The 20,467-nt window shown below is 39.3% G+C and carries 19 protein-coding genes; 9 read left to right on the forward strand and 10 right to left on the reverse strand.

The features are described 5' to 3' along the window. Window positions 1-89: 89 nt before the first annotated feature. Together BLW16_RS16715 and BLW16_RS16720 are read left to right on the forward strand one after the other, a co-directional pair. On the forward strand, window positions 90-461 hold the full coding sequence (locus tag BLW16_RS16715; RefSeq protein WP_090558721.1) for a sugar 3,4-ketoisomerase: 372 nt from the start codon (window positions 90-92) through the stop codon (window positions 459-461). Further along, window positions 448-1,533, forward strand: a complete 1,086-nt coding sequence (locus tag BLW16_RS16720; RefSeq protein WP_090558722.1) for a DegT/DnrJ/EryC1/StrS family aminotransferase — start codon at window positions 448-450, stop codon at window positions 1,531-1,533. Before BLW16_RS16715 ends, BLW16_RS16720 begins: the two co-directional genes overlap by 14 nt. Window positions 1,534-1,649: 116 nt before the next feature. Here BLW16_RS16720 and BLW16_RS16725 read toward each other — a convergent pair whose 3' ends face one another. The 3 genes from BLW16_RS16725 to BLW16_RS16735 are packed head-to-tail and all read right to left on the reverse strand — an operon-like array spanning window position 1,650 to window position 4,596. Then, complete coding sequence (locus tag BLW16_RS16725) at window positions 1,650-2,084, reverse strand: hypothetical protein (RefSeq protein WP_090558724.1); 435 nt, start codon at window positions 2,082-2,084, stop codon at window positions 1,650-1,652. A 1-nt stretch (window position 2,085) separates the two neighbouring features. Further along, complete coding sequence (locus BLW16_RS16730; RefSeq protein ID WP_090558726.1) at window positions 2,086-3,525, reverse strand: GMC oxidoreductase; 1,440 nt, start codon at window positions 3,523-3,525, stop codon at window positions 2,086-2,088. Between the two features lie 33 nt (window positions 3,526-3,558). Beyond that, window positions 3,559-4,596, reverse strand: a complete 1,038-nt coding sequence (locus tag BLW16_RS16735; RefSeq protein WP_090558727.1) for a UbiA prenyltransferase family protein — start codon at window positions 4,594-4,596, stop codon at window positions 3,559-3,561. A 161-nt stretch (window positions 4,597-4,757) separates the two neighbouring features. Between BLW16_RS16735 and BLW16_RS16740 the strand changes: the two genes are divergently transcribed. Further along, the gene (locus tag BLW16_RS16740; RefSeq protein ID WP_090558728.1) at window positions 4,758-6,389 is read left to right on the forward strand and encodes a glycosyltransferase family 39 protein; all 1,632 of its coding nucleotides are present in this window, start codon (window positions 4,758-4,760) and stop codon (window positions 6,387-6,389) included. A gap of 15 nt (window positions 6,390-6,404) precedes the next feature. Here BLW16_RS16740 and BLW16_RS16745 read toward each other — a convergent pair whose 3' ends face one another. Continuing rightward, the gene (locus tag BLW16_RS16745) at window positions 6,405-7,361 is read right to left on the reverse strand and encodes a phospholipase D-like domain-containing protein (RefSeq protein WP_139298344.1); all 957 of its coding nucleotides are present in this window, start codon (window positions 7,359-7,361) and stop codon (window positions 6,405-6,407) included. Window positions 7,362-7,582: 221 nt separating this feature from the next. Between BLW16_RS16745 and BLW16_RS16750 the strand changes: the two genes are divergently transcribed. The 5 genes from BLW16_RS16750 (at window position 7,583) to BLW16_RS16770 (ending at window position 12,271) form a co-directional block, all read left to right on the forward strand. Beyond that, window positions 7,583-8,449, forward strand: coding sequence for a beta-1,6-N-acetylglucosaminyltransferase (locus BLW16_RS16750; RefSeq protein ID WP_090558731.1), 867 nt, complete (start codon window positions 7,583-7,585; stop codon window positions 8,447-8,449). Between the two features lie 4 nt (window positions 8,450-8,453). Further along, window positions 8,454-8,849, forward strand: a complete 396-nt coding sequence (locus tag BLW16_RS16755; protein ID WP_175470623.1) for a GtrA family protein — start codon at window positions 8,454-8,456, stop codon at window positions 8,847-8,849. A gap of 239 nt (window positions 8,850-9,088) precedes the next feature. Beyond that, complete coding sequence (locus BLW16_RS16760) at window positions 9,089-9,970, forward strand: UbiA prenyltransferase family protein (protein ID WP_090558734.1); 882 nt, start codon at window positions 9,089-9,091, stop codon at window positions 9,968-9,970. A 7-nt stretch (window positions 9,971-9,977) separates the two neighbouring features. Beyond that, a complete protein-coding gene (locus BLW16_RS16765; RefSeq protein WP_139298345.1) occupies window positions 9,978-11,660 on the forward strand; it encodes a hypothetical protein in 1,683 nt (560 codons plus the stop codon). Window positions 11,661-11,674: 14 nt separating this feature from the next. Then, window positions 11,675-12,271: an HAD-IB family hydrolase gene (locus BLW16_RS16770; RefSeq protein WP_090558737.1), complete on the forward strand. Its 597-nt coding sequence runs from the start codon at window positions 11,675-11,677 to the stop codon at window positions 12,269-12,271. Between the two features lie 11 nt (window positions 12,272-12,282). Here BLW16_RS16770 and BLW16_RS16775 read toward each other — a convergent pair whose 3' ends face one another. Further along, complete coding sequence (locus BLW16_RS16775; RefSeq protein WP_394332029.1) at window positions 12,283-13,983, reverse strand: GMC oxidoreductase; 1,701 nt, start codon at window positions 13,981-13,983, stop codon at window positions 12,283-12,285. Next, window positions 13,983-14,558, reverse strand: coding sequence for a gluconate 2-dehydrogenase subunit 3 family protein (locus tag BLW16_RS16780; RefSeq protein WP_175470624.1), 576 nt, complete (start codon window positions 14,556-14,558; stop codon window positions 13,983-13,985). The genes BLW16_RS16775 and BLW16_RS16780 overlap by 1 nt, the downstream gene beginning before the upstream one ends. A gap of 427 nt (window positions 14,559-14,985) precedes the next feature. Here BLW16_RS16780 and BLW16_RS16785 point away from each other — a divergent pair, with 427 nt between their 5' ends. Continuing rightward, complete coding sequence (locus BLW16_RS16785) at window positions 14,986-16,320, forward strand: hypothetical protein (RefSeq protein WP_090558742.1); 1,335 nt, start codon at window positions 14,986-14,988, stop codon at window positions 16,318-16,320. Window positions 16,321-16,397: 77 nt separating this feature from the next. On the opposite strand, the gene BLW16_RS16790 is transcribed toward BLW16_RS16785, so the two are convergent. The 4 genes from BLW16_RS16790 to BLW16_RS16805 all read right to left on the reverse strand — a co-directional run bounded on the left by BLW16_RS16790 (window position 16,398) and on the right by BLW16_RS16805 (window position 20,457). Continuing rightward, window positions 16,398-17,237 carry a sialate O-acetylesterase gene (locus tag BLW16_RS16790; RefSeq protein WP_175470625.1) on the reverse strand — a complete coding sequence of 280 codons (840 nt, stop codon included), beginning with the start codon at window positions 17,235-17,237 and terminating at the stop codon, window positions 16,398-16,400. Between the two features lie 55 nt (window positions 17,238-17,292). Continuing rightward, entirely contained in the window at window positions 17,293-18,183 is an 891-nt protein-coding gene (locus BLW16_RS16795; RefSeq protein ID WP_090558744.1) for a glycosyltransferase family 8 protein, read from the reverse strand. A 47-nt stretch (window positions 18,184-18,230) separates the two neighbouring features. Further along, on the reverse strand, window positions 18,231-19,580 hold the full coding sequence (locus tag BLW16_RS16800) for a lipopolysaccharide biosynthesis protein (RefSeq protein WP_090558746.1): 1,350 nt from the start codon (window positions 19,578-19,580) through the stop codon (window positions 18,231-18,233). 88 nt (window positions 19,581-19,668) lie between these two features. After that, entirely contained in the window at window positions 19,669-20,457 is a 789-nt protein-coding gene (locus BLW16_RS16805) for a glycosyltransferase (protein WP_090558747.1), read from the reverse strand. Window positions 20,458-20,467 lie beyond the last annotated feature (10 nt).

Genomic DNA, 20,467 nt, shown 5'->3' on the forward strand with positions numbered 1-20,467 from the left:
TTTGCATAGCAAACTCCGAATCTTCTTCTAACCATGTTTCCATAACAACCCCACAGATTCCTGATCTCATAGACAACACCGATTAACGTATGCCACATATAATTAATATTCAAACTTTTAAAGAAAGCAGGGGAATACTCACTGTTCTTGACAGCATTGTTCCGTTTGAGATCAAACGCTTGTTTTATATTTATTCCGTAGATGACAGCGATCGTGGCGGCCATCGCCATCATCAAACGCACCAGGCAGCAATCTGCATACAGGGTTCATGTAAAATCACAAACAATAACAGTAAAGTAACCGAACTTTTCCACCTGGACAGCCCGGAAAAATGCCTGATATTACTGCCTGAAGACTGGCATGTGATGCATGACTTCTCGGCTGATGCGATACTTCTTGTATTGGCTTCTACGGCATTTGATCCTAAAGACTATATTTACGAGCCTTATGATACCATATGAGAACTTAAAAATATTAAACCGTCCGTTTGAGGAAAAACTGAAAAATAAGTTTTCGGATTTCCTTGAGAAGGGATGGTATATTCTGGGTAATGAGGTTGCCGAATTTGAGAAGGAATTTGCTGCCTATCACCAGGAGCAATATGCCGTGGGCGTGGCAAATGGTCTGGATGCACTTATTCTCTCACTAAAATGCTGTGGCTTCAAAAGTGGTGCCCAAGTTATTGTGCCCTCCAATACTTATATAGCAACCATTCTGGCCATTATACATTGTGATCTGATACCGGTTCTTGTTGAACCCGATGCCCGCACCTATAATATTGATCCTTTAGCAATTCCGGCCGCCATCACTGATAGAACAGTTGCAGTTATGGTGGTTCATTTATACGGACAATGCTGCAACATGGACCCTATATTAAAACTTGCCAAAATTCATCAGCTTAAAGTAATAGAAGATTGCGCTCAGGCACATGGAGCAAAATACAAAAATAAACTCGCAGGAACATTCGGAGATTTCGGGGCATTTAGCTTTTATCCGACAAAAAATCTCGGTGCCCTGGGTGACGCAGGTGCGATAATCTGTAAGTCTGAAGAGGATCAGCAAAGGCTCAGACAGCTTAGAAATTACGGCTCTGAAAAAAAATACCACAATGGTGTTATCGGCTACAATTCCAGGCTCGATGAACTTCAGGCGGCCTTTCTAAGAATCAAGCTTCCCCACCTTGATGAGATCAATACGCACAAAAGAAAACTCGCATCGATCTATGACAGGCATTTAAACGATTCATTCATTAAGCCAAAACAGGAACCCGGTTATGCTAACGTATATCATATTTACAATATATTGCACCCTGAACGGGACAGGCTCAAACAATACCTATCAGAACATGATATCACCACAGAAATACATTACCCCGTGGCACCGCATGACCAGCCGGCCTTAAAAGATCATTTGAAAAACTTCGGTTATCCTGTTTCTGCACATATACATCAGCACACTTTAAGCCTGCCATGCTCATTTGCGCATACGGAAGAGCAAATACATTATATCGCCGGCATTTTGAATAAGTTTTGATCTGGAAAAAATTATACGATGCCTGAAGCTGTGTCAGTGTTATATTTGAAAAGAACACATTACTCTGCTGAGCATCGGCTGTGATGAAAAGCAATATTATTGATAGCACATTCAGATCATGGTTCCCTGATGCCGGACGGCGGATAAATTACAAAAGAGTATGGATTAGGAACAGGACTGGTATAGGGAGAATAGAAACCCAAATAATTAACGGTCTTTCGCTCATCGGTCTTGTTAATAAAAAAATCCGTGGATAACAGAAAATACCTGAGAAGATCCCTGGAACGCTCCGAATGATCGTAATCTAAATCCAGATAATAGGTGGCCTTCCACTTCAGGGTCGATACCATATCATTCTTTCTAATGTTAAAATAATCTTCAACATACTTTTCTACACTTCCCGGTGCCAGCTTAAGATAATGAAATTCCTTTTTTATCAGCTTGATAGCATATTCATTTACTCCGGGAGCCAAGAAATAAAGTGATGGCGGGATCACACATATTCCTGCTCCAACACTGCCGGCCAATCTTAAAAATTGTCTTCTTTCCATTTTAAAACATTTTGTCTGCCGCAAATAATGAGAGCGCAGATAACGTAAGCGTAGGATTGGACGGACCGAAGGTGGTAAAGGCCCCCGCACCCAAAACAAATAAATTACGGTATTGGTGATGGACCATGTGTTTGTCGACTACCCCTTTAGAACGGTCATTACTCATTCTGGTACCGCCGATAATATGACCTTCATGCGAAGCTGCATCTAAGTATCTCAATTCCTCAACAGGCAGGCAGGACAATATCCCCGGTAATTTTTCCTTCATATTTTCTACAGCCTTTAATGTATATGCTGACCTTTCACTAAAATGAATTTCGGGAATAAACTGATCTGACGACGTAGTAATACAGTTTGCATCTGACGGCAGATCTTCAAATATCAGCCTGAAACTGGCCACATTCAAGTGCTTTCCCCGTTCCAGCCTGATATCATACGGTGCATTATTCGCCTCAATTAAACAGGCAGCAAATTCTTTCCTGTGGTCACCGTCATAAAGCATATATCCGTTGGCATTTACCCAGGTGCTTCCTCCCACATTCGTCATATCATCAAGGTAAACCAGCACCTGCATACCAAGCTGCTCCCCAAATCCTTTTCCAGTCAGCGGATTGCTGTCTCCGGACTGCAACAAGATATTAGAATTAAAGAACGGGTTTGCGCCCAAGACCGCCACTTCGGTTTTAATTGCATATTCTTTCCCGTTCTGCCGAAAAAGCACTCTTTTTACTACATCATTTACAATATCCAAATGATGCACCTCAGCTCCGTATAATAATTCTACCTGGGCATCATTGTATACGCCAATGTTTGAGTTTTCAATACTGAACTTTGCATCAACAGGACAAGTTTCACAGGTACTGAATGCCATGCAGCCATTTCTGTGAGCTGTAGCCCTGCTTGCCCGCGCACCAGGCTGGCTGATCCAGTTGCTGCCATATTTCCTGTGTAGGATCTTGTCCACTAATGTAGAGGCATGCGGTGGTAAAGGATACCTTCCTTTTCGGGGGAAAGGTGTGTTTTCAGGGCCGGAAACCGACATGAGATCCTCTGCCTCATAATAATAAGGATCCAGATCATAGTAAGACAATGGCCAGTCTTCAGCAATACCATAACGAGACTTCATTTTGAAATCATTGGGCATAAAACGTGGTGTACATCCCCACCAACAGTTTGAAGATCCCCCGTAACCTGTTGAAAATGGCCACTCCTTACTTTTATTTTTATTTAATATCTGATCTTCCCATGGCATATCATATTTCTGATATGGAGTAGTTTCCCCTTTTTTAACCTTAAGGCGTTCCGCATGTGGATAAAAATGGCCTTTTTCCAATACCAATATCTTTTTACCCCCCTTTATCTTGGACAAATACTTTTTCAGAAAAAAACTGGACGCGGGTCCAGTGCCTATCACTACTAAATCATAATGATTATATTTCATACAATTCGTTTAAAAAGGAATAATTAAATAGTCCTAATAATTATTTGCATTTTTCAGGAACCAATACAGCCAGGGTATCTTCACAAACATGAGTACACAAAGCAACATTGTAAATAAAATCAGGTAAAGCATAAACCACTTTCTGGTATACAATTTTTCGGACCCTTGTACAGGTGAGTCTTTTAATAAACCAATTCTAAGATACCACGAAAATAATAATGCAAAAAAAGGAAAACTCACCAGGAGTTCAATTCTGTCCTTTATTAAAAATATGCCCAAAAAGAATGCCGAGGTAATTGCATAAAAGAACATAGACACCAATAGACTATTTTCAGTATAAAATTTAAATGACCGCCGGTATTGCCCTGCAACAGCAGAATCTCCTATTAACCGATATTCTGCAAATCTCTTCGTAGCCATTAAAAATGCACCTCCCATCCAATATGCAATAATGATACTTACAGGTGGAAAGGTATTGATCCAATCGAGATCCCACTTACTTCCCGGAATTCCAAGTGCAGGGGTAAAAATGAACCAGCCCGCGGCAAACCTGATAGGATTATTTATAGATTCACTTAAAACATCAAGGAACACCCTGTCCTTGCTTCTAAATGGTTTTACGTTATAAATAACACCCATGATCAGCAACAGCAGCGCCATAGAAAAAAATTTCGCAGAAACAGCATAAGCCAGTCCCAGTCCCGATATCCCAAGCACTGCATATTCACTATAAACGATAGCGGGATTCATTATAGTCACTACAGAAGATCTTTTATTTTTTAAGGGATGATACTTATCAAAGCCCTTATCAAGGTATTCATTGATCACATAATTTGCAGATGCAACTAAACATATACTGATTATTCCGATGAGAATTTTAAGTGCCAAACCGGCTGTAAAAGGAGTCTGAAATATGGACAGGGCAAAAAGCATTCCCGGAAACATAAAAACATTTTTCACCCAGTTATCCGGTCTTGCTATGGCAATATATTCACGAAGTTTTGCAGGTTGCAATACAACTTTGGAAACGTCTCCAGCGACCAATGGATCTACAGAAATTTTATCAATCATTAACCTGCAATTTAATTCACGGAATACCCATTTCAATGATTAACAACAATCTGTTTATGCCTGGATATTGGGTCTAAAGCTTTTAAAAACCATATCTGGTTTAAAATTCACGAAGGTAAAAATATCATTTTTTTGCGATATTGCGTCAATTACTATACATAATGACAAATTTGAAAGAGACCTATAGCGAAAAAGATCAATACCATAATAGATTGATTTTCTGCATCGTGTTATTGGGGCTGTTATTTCGGTTATTCCACTATTTTTATGACCGCTCGCTATGGATGGATGAAATATACCTGTCTTCAAGCTTCAGTCATATGAGCTACAAAGATATTGCAGCAAAGATCCTGGATTATGGACAGAAGGCACCCCTTGGATTTCTATGGCTTGTAAAACTCTCGGTAAGCATTTTCGGGTATAACAGTATGTCATTGAGACTTGTACCCTTAATCGCAGGGATACTCTCTCTTTTTTATTTTGGAAGCGTATGCAGGTATTTTTTAAAGCCCCGGGCGCGCGTCGTTGCCCTGATTATTTTCGCCTTTGCTCCGGCACTGATTTACCACAGTGTGGAAATCAAACAATATTCCACAGAGTGTCTGGCAACAGTGATTGCTTTATATCTTTTTAGCCGTTATCAGGCAAATCAAACATGGAGAGCAATGGTTTGCTGGGGATTTCTGGGTGCAATATTAATATGGTTCTCCTTTTCGGTGATTTTTATATTGGCTGGAATGGCAGTAGGAATCAGTCTGTCCTTTGCGATAAAAAAGGATTGGAAAGCTTTTTTTATGACCTCGGTTCCATTCTGCATGTGGCTGCTCAGCTTTATAGTAAATTACCTTGTCTTTACTCATAAACATGCAGAATCCGAATGGGTAGTCTATTTTTTCAAAGTATATGATAATTTCATGCCTTTTCCGCCGCATTCCATTCAGCAGATTAAATGGTTCAGCAGAAACTTTTATGATATGATGGATTACCCTTTAGGTATGGTCTGGAATTTTAAAGACTTCACAAATAGTACTATCGTTAAAATTATTACTGTCCCGATTGTAGCCATTGTTTTACTATTTACTGGTATATACTCCTTATTTAGGATCAATAAAAGGGATTTTTGCGTACTCCTGTTTCCAGTTGCATTGATGCTTATTGCTTCCGGCCTGTACCTGTATCCGCTATTAGAAAGATTCTGGGTGTTCATTGCTCCAATTTTTATAATTTTCATTGCAAATGGATTTGATTATTACCAGATAAAATTGAAATCTAAAACTATAGTATGGATTCTCTTTATTTTGGTGACCGTTATTCCTGTGATTCAATCAATCTACTTTGTTATAAGACCCCACAAATTTTATAAACATAAAAAATCTTATGAAAAAGAAGCGCTGATCTATATCAATGACAATTTCAGGGAGGATGATGCTGTATACAACTATTGGAATAATGCCCCTGGTTATCGTGTTTACCGCCACATGCTCCATTTTAAATATAATGCCATTCAGGGACATGACTTCAGGAAAAATTCCGGCAGCCTGCAGGATTACAATCAGAATTTAAAAATAGATTTCAAAAAGTTCTCCGGAAAACAAAGAGTGTGGCTGATCTATAATACACAATTTTTAACAGATATAGGTGACCTTATAGATGATCCTAGGTGGTATTATAAGGAACAGGTTACCCCTGCCGGCAATTTGATCAGCCAGTTTAATCAGCTTGGAAAGCCAATAAAAAAGATGCAGCTAAAAGACGTAACCGTATATTTATATGAACTCGGTACAACCCGGTAACTATATCGGGCTTATTTATTTTCTGATTTTAACATTAAAGAATTTTAGCAGAAAATATTGAACCACCTTTTTGGCACTATAGTTAAAATTTCTCTGGGAAACAGCAATTTCTAATTGTTCGTAAATTAAATCGGATTCAATTAAACTCTGCAATTTCCTCGTAACGGAGCGCATATATCCTGCTTTTCTAAGTTTATCCGGCATATCCTGGCTGAATATTTTCTGTATGATGCGATCTACCAGTATCTTTTGCCGTGCGCCCCAGTAATGAAATATGAAATTTTCCGCAGGCCTTATATGAGTTGTCCGCTGAAGGATCAGCGAAAAAGCCATTTGCTCACTGATAAACCATTCTGAGTTTGCATAAAATACATCGGTCAGTGTAAATACGTCGGTCATATAATCAGCGAATTGCGGATTTAAACCGACCACTCCTGAATTCCAGCTGTAATCATGTTTACTGAACACCATTGGCTGATCCTGAATGTAAAACTCCCTGTCTGTTATATATTTGATAAAGTCCGCCGGATACTGGTCCTGACCAAACAATCTAAATAGCGCAATTCCCTCTTCCAAACTATATTCACGCTTGTGCAACAGGCTAACTCCTTCGTCGAGCCCATCCAGTATTGGCTTCGGATCCTTCATAAAAAAAGTATCTGAATCAATAAAGACCAGGCCTTCTTCAGGGAAATTCCGGAAAGTCATGTCTATCACTGCAACTTTCCTTCTGTGAATAAAATTAGTTCCTGCGAGCATATCTTCTAATAAAGCAGGGCTTAACGGAAAAAATTCAATATCAAAGTCACCTAAGTAGGTTTCGAAAAATTCCGGATTGTCGGTATAAATTATTATCCGTACAGTCTTTATCCGGTCTTCCATCCAGGCAGAAAAACTTAATATACAATAAATAGCTCTAAAATACTCTGTGGAGTTGCCATAAGAAAGAAATACTATATTTTTAGTAACCACGTTATCAACGATTTAAAAGGGATGGCAAAATAGTTCAAATAAATGTTTATACTCTTTCATCTATATGAAGTCTAAGTTATTAGGAAAATTTTGAAAGAAATAGTACCTTCGGTTACAATTTTATAAAAATTATACCTGTTCATAATCGTAAGACAAATTTATATTTTTACATTACAAAAAATTAGAATCCACTATCTTTCTCATCTTCTCTATTCTTATATATGCGCATTGCACACATCATTCTTACGCATAAAAACCATGCCCAGTTAGCCCGGTTAATTGAAAGACTGCGGCATCCCCAATCTGATTTTTATATACATGTTGACGCCAAAGTGCCATCAGATGACCTGAAGGAATTACAAGGATTACCTAATGTAATATTCATCAAAAACCGGATCGAATGCAACTGGGGAGGATTTACGATTTTGAAGGCTATTTTCAACTCCATAACAGAAGTATTTGCTAGTGGGATTAAGTATGATTTCATCAATTTGTTAAGCGGACAGGACTACCCGATTACCTCCCCACAGCATATCTATGATTTTCTGAATCAGCACATGGGAAAGAATTTCATTTCATATGATGCATCCCATAACTCTGAATGGTGGAAAACTGCCACTGACAGGTATGAAAAATATCATTTTACTGATCTCAGTTTCAAAGGCAAATTTTTCGCAGAAAAAGTCCTGAATATGGTGATGCCGGCAAGAAAATTCCCTGAATATACAGAGATGTATGGTGGCAATAAATCAACCTGGTGGACTATATCTGCTGAATGTGCTGCTTATCTGAACGAGAAATTTAACAATAGCCCACAATTGATAGAATTTCTGAAATATTGCTGGGGGACAGATGAGTTCGTCATACCTACATTAATTATGAATTCACCATTTAAAGATCAGGTGGTAAATGACAATCTGCGCTATATTGACTGGTCAGAAGGTAACGCCAATCCGAAGGTATTTGATCTGTCTGAGTTTGAAAATATCCGAAATTCGAAAATGCTTTTTGCAAGAAAGTTTGATCTTTCCCATGATCAGAATATTTTAAATAAAATCGACCAGGAATTACTCACCAGCAACAATTAAAACTTTGGAATTCATCAGATCCATCTTTAAGCAACAGGTCTTTAAATTTATTTTAGTAGGCGGATTTTGTGCATGTATTGAATTTATTACGTTCAATACCTTCATCGATTTTTTCAAAATCGAATATCTAGTCGCCAATGTGATCTCCATAGTGATTGCAGTTGTGATCAATTATGTTCTCTCCAGGGCCTTTGTTTTTGAAAAAAGTAAGCATTCCAAGAGAAATGAATTTTTATCATTCGTACTGTTCTCTGTGCTGGCAATCGTTTTGAACCAACTCATTTTATGGGTCTTTTTCGAAGTGATCAAACTGGATATCCGTTTGTGTAAAGCACTTGCGATCATTATAGTTGCCTTTTTTAATTACCTGACGAAAAAGCATATTGTATTCAAATCATAATTTAGAAAATGAAAACCATTAGTTGTTACAACATTACACCAGCACCCAAATCCGACATGAAAATTAATGTTTTCTACAGGAACGCCCAACCAACTGTTTCAACATAAATATGTGTAGTATTAAGGAATACCATTTTTTTTACTCTTAAAAAAAGTAAATTAGTTTGGTTTAGGTGTTTCAGTCAATCAAATTTTTTCGAAAATATAATTATATTTGTTTATAAATTAATCTCAATCTTGATGGAAAAACTGCGCTCTTATCTTCTTTTAATAAGAATCCCGCAATGGAGTAAAAATCTTTTTATATTCTTACCTGCCTTCTTCGCTTTAAAACTTCTTCAAGCTGATGTGATCTATAGCCTCGGGCTGACCTTTATTGGTTTTTCTTTTTTAGCAAGCGCTGTATATGTATTTAACGATATGCTTGACATTGAGAGCGACAAAATACATCCTACCAAAAGAAACAGGCCATTGGCGAGCGGAAAGGTCACTGTCAAAGAAGGGATTTTCCTGATTGTTCTACTATTGATCCTGGCTTCTGCTGTTTTCATTGTTTTAGGCAATGTCACGGTGATGGTCATCGCGGGGATTTACCTGATACAAAATATTCTGTATACCATTAAACTAAAACATATATCTCTTCTGGATATCATGCTCATTGCTACAGGATTCGTACTCAGGATTCTGATTGGAGGAGAAGCAACAAACACTCATCTTTCCCACTGGATCATTGTAATGACACTGGTACTTGCATTATTCTTAGCCCTGGCCAAACGCAGGGATGATGTTGCGGGTTATGTAGAAACCGGACAGAAAGCCCGTAAAAATATCCAGGGATACAATATGGAATTTCTGAATGTAGCTATTACAATGATGGCCACGGCGGTCGTGGTATGTTATGTAATGTACTGCACGTCCCCTGAGATCGTTTCACATTTTGGCGAAAACACTTACCTCACTTCATTTTTTGTAATTTTAGGCGTATTAAGATATCTGCAGCTCACTTTCGTTTGGCGTATTAGCGGAAGCCCAACAACAGTTCTGTTAGAAAACAGGTTCCTACAGGTCATCCTTTTAGGCTGGATCATCTCCTTTTTTCTGATCATTTATCTGAAGATCTGATATGCAGATGGGGGAAAACAAAGTAAAACTTCTGCTTTCAACGGGCGGATTGCTGGTTATTACCATCGCGATGACGTTACTCGTCTTGACCGCAGGATTTTTCGCAGGCATCAACGTTTCAAAATGGCAGTTTCCACTGTCATTTTTATTAACTGCGGTAGTCTACTTTTACGCTGGTAAATCATACTATCAGACTGTTTCTATATATTTTCAATCTTTATTGAGCGGTATAATAGTCATTGCCGTTTCCATGATTATTGCAGTAAATTTTTATGACGTATCCTATGACGGGCAATCCTATCATATGGAAGAAATCTATCAATTGAAAAACGGATGGAACCCCACCAGAGAACTGCTGCCACCCTCTGTTAATATGGCTTTATACATCAATCATTATTCAAAAGGTGTTGAGATCCCGCAAAGTGCATTATATAGTTTAACTAACCGTATTGAAACAGGTAAGGCAACCAACTTCATATTACTGGCCGCAGCCTTTTGCCTGACCTTGTCACTCTTACTGAATTTCAGTATACTGTCAACTTCAAAATCCGTATTGCTAAGTTTCCTTTCGGTTTTAAATCCGGTAGCCGTAAATCAGCTTTTCAGCACTTATGTGGACGGGCAGATCGCAATTCTGCTTTTATGTTTTTTCGTAACCGCAATATGGGTGATCAGGGATGCAAGCTATTTTAACTTGCTCCTGCTGGCCTCGATTGTCATCATTACCGCAAACATTAAGTTCACCGGACTGGTTTATATCGTGTTATTTGCCGTGGCCTTTCTTGCATGGCTTTTATTTGTAAACTATAACAAGGTTATTTTCCAAAAAGCATTTTATGCCATATTGATATCTGGTTTTGTTGCTGTTTTTGTGGTGGGATACAACCCCTACGTTAAAAATACAATTTCATTTCACCATCCTTTTTATCCGCTGATGGGAGAAAATAAGGTTGATATTATGGGGCATAACTTACCATCCGGTTTTGAAGGCCGCAACGGGGTAAGCAAATTCTTTATTTCACTATTTGCACATACGGACAATGTAATGGTAGGCAATCAAAAACAGATTGAGCTAAAGGTCCCCTTTACATTCAATAAAAATGATATCGTCAGCTCTTATGCAATTGACACCAGAATTGCTGGCTTCGGAGCATTATTCAGCGGGATCATGCTGCTTTCAGTTCTCCTGCTGGTGCTGTTGCTTAAAAAAACCGGTAGTCAGTGGAAAACGATGAAAAGCGGGATATATGCCCTCGGTATTATTATTCTGTCCGTCATCCTCCTGCCCGAATCATGGTGGGCACGATATGTACCCCAGTTGTGGTACTTTCCGCTGATCATCTTATTAATGACAGAACTATATATTAAAGAAAAAATCAAATTTTTGAAAATATTGATGTATCTATGTTTATTGGTGAATGTGAGTTTCACGCTTCTGGTATTCAGGTATAATTTCGCAATGACACGTTTGATCGATACACAAATGCAACAAATGAAAGAAACCGGTCAGACAATTTCCGTACAATGGAACAGTGCGGAAGCGAACCGTATCCGTTTCCAGGAAAACCAGATCCGATACACCAGCCGTGATCTTGAAAAAGCACCAAATACTGAAAAAATAATTTGCTCTGAAGCCAGCTTTGTGATGCCTTCCGGCCCTGCAGATCTTCAGAAACCAACCCAAAAATGATTTAATATATCTCAATGAGTGATAAAAAAGTGCTCGCCGTATTTGACTTTGACGGAACTATTACTAAACGTGACACCTTACCCGTTTTCATAAGATTTGCGGTAACGCTAACCCATCTGTTAACAGGTAGTTTATTTATGGTTCCGTTTGTACTTTTATTCAAATTAAAGGTCATTCCAAACTATAAGGCTAAAGAAAGGCTCTTCAAAACCTTCTTCGCAGGCCTCAGCATTGATAAATTTGATAATTTATCCAGGGATTTTGTCGCAAATATCGAACAGATCGTTAATCCTGTCGCTTTAGAGAAAGTCAGGTGGCACCAGCAAATGGGGCATGAGGTGATTATTATCAGTGCTTCTGTAGAAAACTGGATCAGCCCCTGGGCTAACAAATATGGTATAAAAACAGTTCTGGCGACAGGACTGCAATTAAAGAACGATACCATCACAGGCAATTTTCTTAGCAAGAACTGCCATGGACCTGAAAAAGTAAACCGTTTACTGGAAAAGTATCCGGAAAGGGATAAGTATGTATTATATGCTTATGGAGACAGCAATGGCGACAAGGAGTTATTAGCTCTTGCCGACCACGCTTTCTATCGTTCATTCTAAATACTTTCTTTTTATAAATTGCCGTTCTTTAATTGCTCGAAGGCAAACTGGCTAGCCCTCGCCGTTAAAGCCATATAGGTTAAGGATGGATTCTGACTGGCTGACGAAGTCATACAGCTGCCATCTGTGATAAAGACATTCTTTACCTCATGCATTTGATTAAACTGGTTTAGAACAGAGGTTTTAGGATCACGACCCATCCTTACGGTTCCCATTTCATGAATGGTAGAACCTCCCGGTTTCTTATAGTTAAAGGTATCCACATTCCTGAAACCTGCCTTTTCCAGCATTTCACCGGAGCTGTTCCTGATGTCAGTCATCATATTATGTTCGTTCTCCTTAAAGGAGAAATCAATTCTGATCAGCGGCTGTCCCCATTTATCTTTTTGATCAGGATCAAGCGCAATCTTGTTTTCGTAATACGGCAGGCACTCTCCCCAGCCGGCCATCCATACAGTCCAGGGTCCCGGAGTGGTTAGCTGAGCTTTGAAGTCCGATCCGAATCCGGACAGGCCATTCACTTTATCACTCCACTCCTGCCGTTCACCATGTCCCTGGATATTATAACCTCTTTTAAAATCAAGTTTCTCATTATCATGCAGGTTCCTGAACCGGGGTATCAGGAAGCCACTTGGTCTTCGTCCTTTATAATACTGGTCAGCAAACTGGTCATGGGTACCGGATGCCCCGGCTGACGAATGATGATCCATCAGGTTATGCCCGATCTGTGCACTGCCATTTCCAAAACCATTTGGAAATCTGGATGAAGTAGAATTTAACAGCATACCGGCTGTTGCTACGGTAGACGCATTGACAAACACAATTTTTGAATAAAATTCGTACACCTCGTTGCTGAGTGTATCAATTATCCTCACTCCTTTCGCTTTTCCTTTCTGTTCGTCGTACAGAATTTCGGTAACAATGGAAAATGGCCTTAACGTCAAATTCCCTGTGGCCATTGCTGCAGGAATAGTAGAACTGTTGCTACTGAAATAGCCGCCGAAAGGACAGCCCCTGCTACACAGGTTCCGGTACTGACAGGGCCCGCGGTTATCCCATCCCCTGGTCAGGTTGGCAACACGTGCTATTGTGAGCAACCGGTCGTGATCATTTTTTTTTATAGAATCAGCTAAGTGTTTCTCAATACAGTTCAGTTCCATAGGAGATAAAAATTCCCCATCCGGCAATTGAGATAAATTCTCCTTTTGCCCGCTCACACCTATGAAGGATTCAACATAGCTATACCATGGGGCGATATCCTTATACCTGATTGGCCAGTCAACCGCGATCCCTTCCCTGGCGTTCGCCTCGAAATCAAGATCACTGAACCGGTAACACTGCCTTCCCCATGTCAATGAGCGTCCGCCAACCTGATATCCCCTAAGCCAGTTAAAAGGCTGTTCCTGGATATAGGGATGTTCCATGTCCTCCACGTAAAAGTGTTTATTTGTAGGATTATAGGATGTGCTCTGAACAGGGTTGCGCTTCTGATCTTCCATCGGATTATTATACCCGAATTTGAAATCCCAGGGATTCAGATTTGCTGTTGGGTAATCCTGCAAATGTTTAACATCCCTGCCTCTTTCCAGCAATAAGGTTTTCATTCCTTTCCTGCACAGTTCCATTGCCGCCCATCCGCCGCTTATTCCAGAACCTATAACGATTGCGTCATAGGTAGAAAGTTCTTTAGTTTTGTCGCTTATATACATCATTATTTGGTGGCCCAGGATTTTTGATTCGGTTGCAGGGGAATACAGGCCTCAAACTTACCCGGAATGTAATCATATGCCAGTCCTTCCGTAACACCGAGCCTGGATAAACAATATCCTTCCACGGTCAGGTTTTTTAGCTTCGAAAAGAAAGACTGCCCAAAAAGTTTATTATTTATTTTGTTTAGAATCCTGTTTGAATATTCAGCATGATCGGCAAAATGCTGAAGAATTTGTCGTTTTTCATTTGTGTTGCATTTCAAAAAGTCTTTTTCAAAATTGTCCAGCGCATATTTTTCCAAATCCTGCAAGCCAGAGAAAAACTTATGTTGCTGTCTCACCGGGTTACAACTGATCATTACATCAATTATATAGTGATCCACCCCGGCGGCCTTCGCTCCCGGCGTATCTGTTTCGGGAATGATCAGCTCTGCCAACTCGGCAATAATTGCCCGTTTCTCCCATAATTTCCCCGGAGCTACACTTTTATTCAGATCAACCCATTTAAAAACAGAAAAAGAGGTGATGCTAAGTGTGCCGACCGCCAGTATTCCTTTTAAATATGCCCTTCTATTCACCCGTATTGCGTCTAATGTCCGATAAATATAAGTAATATGTGTAAATAAAAGGAAGATTTCCGCTTTTTTAACAATTATACACATATAACTGGGGATTATCTTTCACATTTATAGATTTATCATATATCTCAATAAAATTTAAGAGTCCGGTTATGTAATTTTTATAATACAAATGACACAAAACAGCATTAGTGAAGGGCTAAACAATGTATTATTGTCATCATATTGTCATATATAAAAATATTTAGAAACATGTATGTTACAATAAAGCCGAGAAAAACATTCCCCACAACGGGGAAATAGACTTTTTGGGGAAATTCTACTCTTTTCGGGGAATTCCCCGGATATCCCGGATGATTTTTATCCAGATTATTTGTCTATCCTTGTGCTGTTGGACAGTTATTTAACGCTACAATCATTTAAAGTTATGGTAAAGAATCAAGCAGTATACGCAATTTTAATCGGATCGATTATGCTCATGTCTTGTAAGAAAGACGGGTACAGAAGACGTGGACAAAACAATAACACTCCTACAACCACAACACCGGTCACCACTGAGCCGGTCGCTGCTGCACCAGCTTCAAGTTATGCAGTACCATCCGATGCTAAAGTATTGGATCTGGGCACAGGATCAGGATATCTGGTTATCGACGGTACAACCTTGAACATCACCACGAATACATTTATCAGAATTAAGGCAGGAAGTTATAAAGGGATCACCATAAAAAATATTCTTGCTACCACTGACAAACCAGTTTATATCAAAAATGTAGGACAGGTAAATATCTCAGAATCGATGGCCACCGAGAATATCACAAACGTTATCATTGATGGTGATTATACTGCCGGCTTAACTTACGGATTTCAATTTGCCAATATCTCTTACAGGGCGATCACGATGAATGGCAAAATGAGTGGTGTGGTATTGAAAAGCATGAGCTTTACCAATGTTGGAGACTATACAATCGCAGGAACACCAAGCAATGGCAATGGCCAGAACTATACAGGCACTGCGGCTACAAGAACCGACGGCTTCAAAATATTAAACTGTTCATTTAATAATGCAGGATCTATCCAGTTCGGAGGTAATCTGAATAAGAGCACAGGAGAAGACAACGGATTCTTCAAGGATGTGGAAATTGCCTATAACACTTACCAGAACACCAATGCCGGAACGGTTTGTGCATTTACTAACGTACAGGATTACAACATCCACCATAACACAGTAAACAACGTTAACCAGACATCTACAACCCACAACGGTGTGTTCTTTATGCAGGGTAACGGTATCTTTCATGATAACAAGCTAACAAACTATCAGGGTAACGCAATCAGGATGTGGCTTTATTCAAGAGGTTCTACCCCTGCGGTGAACCAGATCTACAACAACGTTTGTTACAATACAAAAAAATACAGCGGATTTGAGTTGCAAGGTTTTGACAGATATATCATAGCGGGTAAAACAACCGTTGCGAATGCTAAAGTTTACAACAACACTGTAGGTCAAATGAATACGAATAAAGACTGGGAAGGCCAGTTACTGGATCTTTACAATACAGGCGGTACACTTGAATACTATAACAACCTTGGATACGCGCTGTACACCGATGGAAATTCAATCACAAATATGATCAACAATATGAGTGATACGAAGATCACTGTAGAGTCCAACAACAAATACTACCCTCTGTATCAAAATGCAGTGGCTAACTTAACCGCCTTCACTTCATTGGTAGCAGGAATCGGTTCAACTTTACAATAGAACGCGCATAGGCATACATTTCCAACGATATATAAAAAAAGCCTGATCGACATCGATCAGGCTTTTTTTATAGCTGATTATTTACTATCCCTGATCTTTTCAAACCATGAATGTGCAAACTCATCCAGACCTTTCTCCGTAAAATGCACCAGGTTCTGTCTGTAATAAGCCAGGTTCAGAGAATCAGTATTGGGCCCTGCCAGTACATCCGCCCTTTCGTTTATGACCTCTTTCTGCGCTCCGGTAATATGAGGATTGATACCCAATGGATAATTATTATTATATGGAAAATAACTCGTGATTGAAGAGTAAAAAGGAGCCTTGAAACCTTTATCGCGGATAACTTTGATCAGCTGGTTTAATCTCGCCTTATAAACTGCCTTGCTTGTACCATCTACATTATCTGTTTCTCCCTGGTCCCACAAAATATGCGTCAGCTGGATGCGGTCCTTAACCAGTTCATCCAGCGTCTTATCCAGTTTCTTCCTGCAGTCACCTTCCGTCCAGCGTTGAATGGATGTGCTTCCCACCCCAATGGGAACAATGATTACCTTATTACACAGTCCGCTGTCAATCAGCATATCTGCTATCCGCGACCAGACACTGCACCCGCTGCCATCGGGTCCTAACAGGGGCTCTTCGGCACGGTAAAGATCGCCCTTATAATAATTGTAAACTTCATTCCTGCACGTATATGTACCTTCTCCGTAGTCAGCTGAATTAGACTGACCAAACGCCAGAATAATCATCGTCTTATCAGCTTTAATGATTGCTTCCTGGTTACTGATTACTTTTCTGAAATGCCAGTGATCTCTGATAAACTGTGCATTAATGAGATATTCTTTGTTTCTCTCCGCTGTTATCCCCGCTAATGCGCCGACCCCGAATAATAATATATACTTTATAGATTTCTTCATGTAAATGTAAATGGTTAATAATATATCTGCCATCAACCGGCAAACACAACATCAGTTACTGAAAGAAGTTGAGTATATATTTTTTAATCTTGTTTGAGAATTTACGCACTACCCTGTAATTGTCACTTATAGGCCTGAAACCTTTCCATTGAGTCTGGTTCAGATAGCTATAAAATATTGTCCTGAAAGCCTCCTGCGACCTGTACGATTTGAATGTAGGTTTGATGTCCAGGTAGTGAATAATAAACGGATCATCATGCTGAAAAGTAGCAAACCAGTTCCAGCGCGGATCAAGTTCCTGCCATCTGTTCGCAAACACAACGTTTAACCCGTACTGGTCTACCAATACGACATGCTCAGCATAGGTACGTAATGCATCAATAACCTTTTTAGAAATCTCCTCTTCACGCCATCTGATCACGTCAATCAGCATGATACCCGCATTGAAGTATTTGGTGCTGGGCAGCAGGCCAAGATCCTTATAATTAGGTATCCCGCCCCAGGCACAGTCTACTGTTTTACCCACATCCAGTACAGCACCAATGGTGCAGCCATTCAGATCTGCATTCCAGAGTAAGGATATATCCTTCATTACAATGGTATCTACGTCAAGATAAATCAGCCTTTCCACATCCGGTGGTAAAGCGTATGGTGCAAATAACCTCAGATAGGTTGTCAGCGGAAATGCAGACTTGTCTACCGGTATGGAGACTCCTTCGGGTATGATCGCATGCTTTTCAAACCATCGTACAGTGATCACGTCAGACTGCAGTGAGTCTATTATCTTCTGCTTATTTTTAGCCGAAATGCCATCATCAATGATATAAAAATCGATGTGTTCAGCAGTCTTGTGATTAATTTCTATAGACTTTAATAAAGCAGCAATAAGTATTGCATAATGGTTATCACTTGCAACAACGATGGATATATTATTTTTTGAACTCATATTAACGAATAAATATAGATGATGACATTAGATTACGCTAGTTGATATTATCTTTTTAAAAGGGTCCTGTTCATTTGCTTGATAAAAATGATCACTTCTTTATAACCGATCACATATATACTCCAAAAACTAAACTTATGGAATTTATTTAATGGGGCATAAGTCATGAGAATGGCTACTATAGTAGGAAATATTCCTGCAATGGCAATAGAATAAACGGAATGAAATATCGATACTCCTATACAAACCGCGAGGATATTTACAACCAGCATCACCAGGATCTTATAAAAATTGATCTTAGGCTGGTGGATGACGTCAAGCGCAAGCGCAAAGAACCGGTCTGCAGGATATAACAATCCAAAGGTCATAAAAATCCGGAACAGGTTTGGCGCCTCATTATGGCTATATCCTTTTCCTCCGAGTGCGCTAATAATAGGTTCGGCAAAGATCAGTGAGAACAGTGCCACAGGTAACAATGCGATGGTCATCATACCAATCAGCTTCTTCAGGGTGTACATCATTTCCCGGTTCTCCCCCTTATTGTAATAGGTAGATAAAATGGGCATCCCCGTTGCGGCAAAACTCAGCAGGGGAATTTCTATGACCTGAAGCAGTTTACCTCCCAAATTGAATATTGCCAGTGCTGCAGGCCCTATAAAAAAGTTGATCACAAAAGTATTGGTCACGCTGAACAGGTTTGAACCGATATTGGTGCCCATGCTATATTTTCCAAAATGAAACAACTCCAGAACGGTTGGTTTATCAGCATATTTTATAGAGAAGATCATTGTCCATTTTAACAGTAATACAATTATGCTGGATAACAAATTGGATATTCCATAGGCTAAAAGCACCGTATTCAGCGTAATCTTATTAAAAAATGCCAGGAGAAATATCATCAGGGTAAAAGATCCCTGCGTCATAATTTTAAACCACAATAACCTGTCGAACCGTTTTTCCGCCTGTACCAGACAATTTGCCATAAAACAAGGCAGTGTGATAATAGATACAATAGAAAAATATTTCAGAAATAAAATGAGCCCCTGATCCGTCACATAACCAGCGATGAAATAGGTAGGGATATTGACGACAACTGATAAAGCAGTAATGGCAATGCCGATGAACCAGGCGGAGCCTGCAACCTTCCTTGCCCTTTCCAGTTCCGTACCTGAATAAAATTTAATAAAAGTGATCGTTAGGAAACCTGCTCTCAGCACATCTATCAGCCCCAGTATTGCCATAAAGAAAATGTACACACCCATCTCTACGACAGATAACTTCCGGTAAAGAATGGCCAGCGTGACCATTCCGAATACGGCCATCATCCCATTCCCCAGGAGAGATAAAAAATGTAAATTCTTAAAGACTAAAAGGGCTTTTTTCTGGAGATTAAGCATGAATAGTTAGTAGTTTCTTTATAATATAAGATATTATTCTGACGTTAGAAATTAAAATATTCCCTATTTCAACCTTAATCTTCTCTTGTTACTTTCTGAACTTTGTATTGATATGAATATCATAGTTATATTTAAATTGTCTGTACAACAGTCTTACAAAAGACAATATCGGGTTACTGCTTTGTCTCCAGTTACTTCTTGTAACCGTACTTGGCTCAGCCGATGAATTCTCCTGCTTAAATAAACTATCATACTGATCATAGAACAGTCCTTTACCCTTATTCTGAATAAATGACAAACACATTTCATATTCCGTTTTGTCAGATTTTATTCCTTCAGTATAAGTTCCGAACCGCTCGAAAAAGGTACTTCTTCTTAAATGGGGATGATCACTGTAATTATATATTTTATTCTTATCCATAAACCAGGGTTTATAGATCATTAATGAAAAACCATTTTTATAAGGCTGAAGATAGGGATAAGGTCCATATGCATAAAATCTGATGATATCCATCGCAGGATCTTCATTCATGATATCCATTGCATCCCTGAAATGCCCGGTAAAAATATCCATGGGAATAAAATCTTCCTGCACATACAGCGTGTAGGGAGTTTTAACCGCATGCTGCCCTTTATTCAGGTTGTTTGCCAGCCCTTTGTTAACTGGTGCAGAAATCAATGTAAAGTTGAGTTCCTCCCGCATCGCCCTGATATGGTCAAGATGAACAGCCTTACTGCAATCATCAGAAACAATAATTTCACCAAAAACGATACCTAATTCTTTAAAAGACCTGAGTAAACGTTCCAGAGAACTGCTCCTGTTGTAATGAGTAATCAGTAACGTGACATCATTAAATATATTTTCGGCAATAATCATTCGTAGTATC

The organism is Pedobacter hartonius, from assembly GCF_900107535.1.
Taxonomy (GTDB): Bacteria; Bacteroidota; Bacteroidia; order Sphingobacteriales; family Sphingobacteriaceae; genus Pedobacter; species Pedobacter hartonius.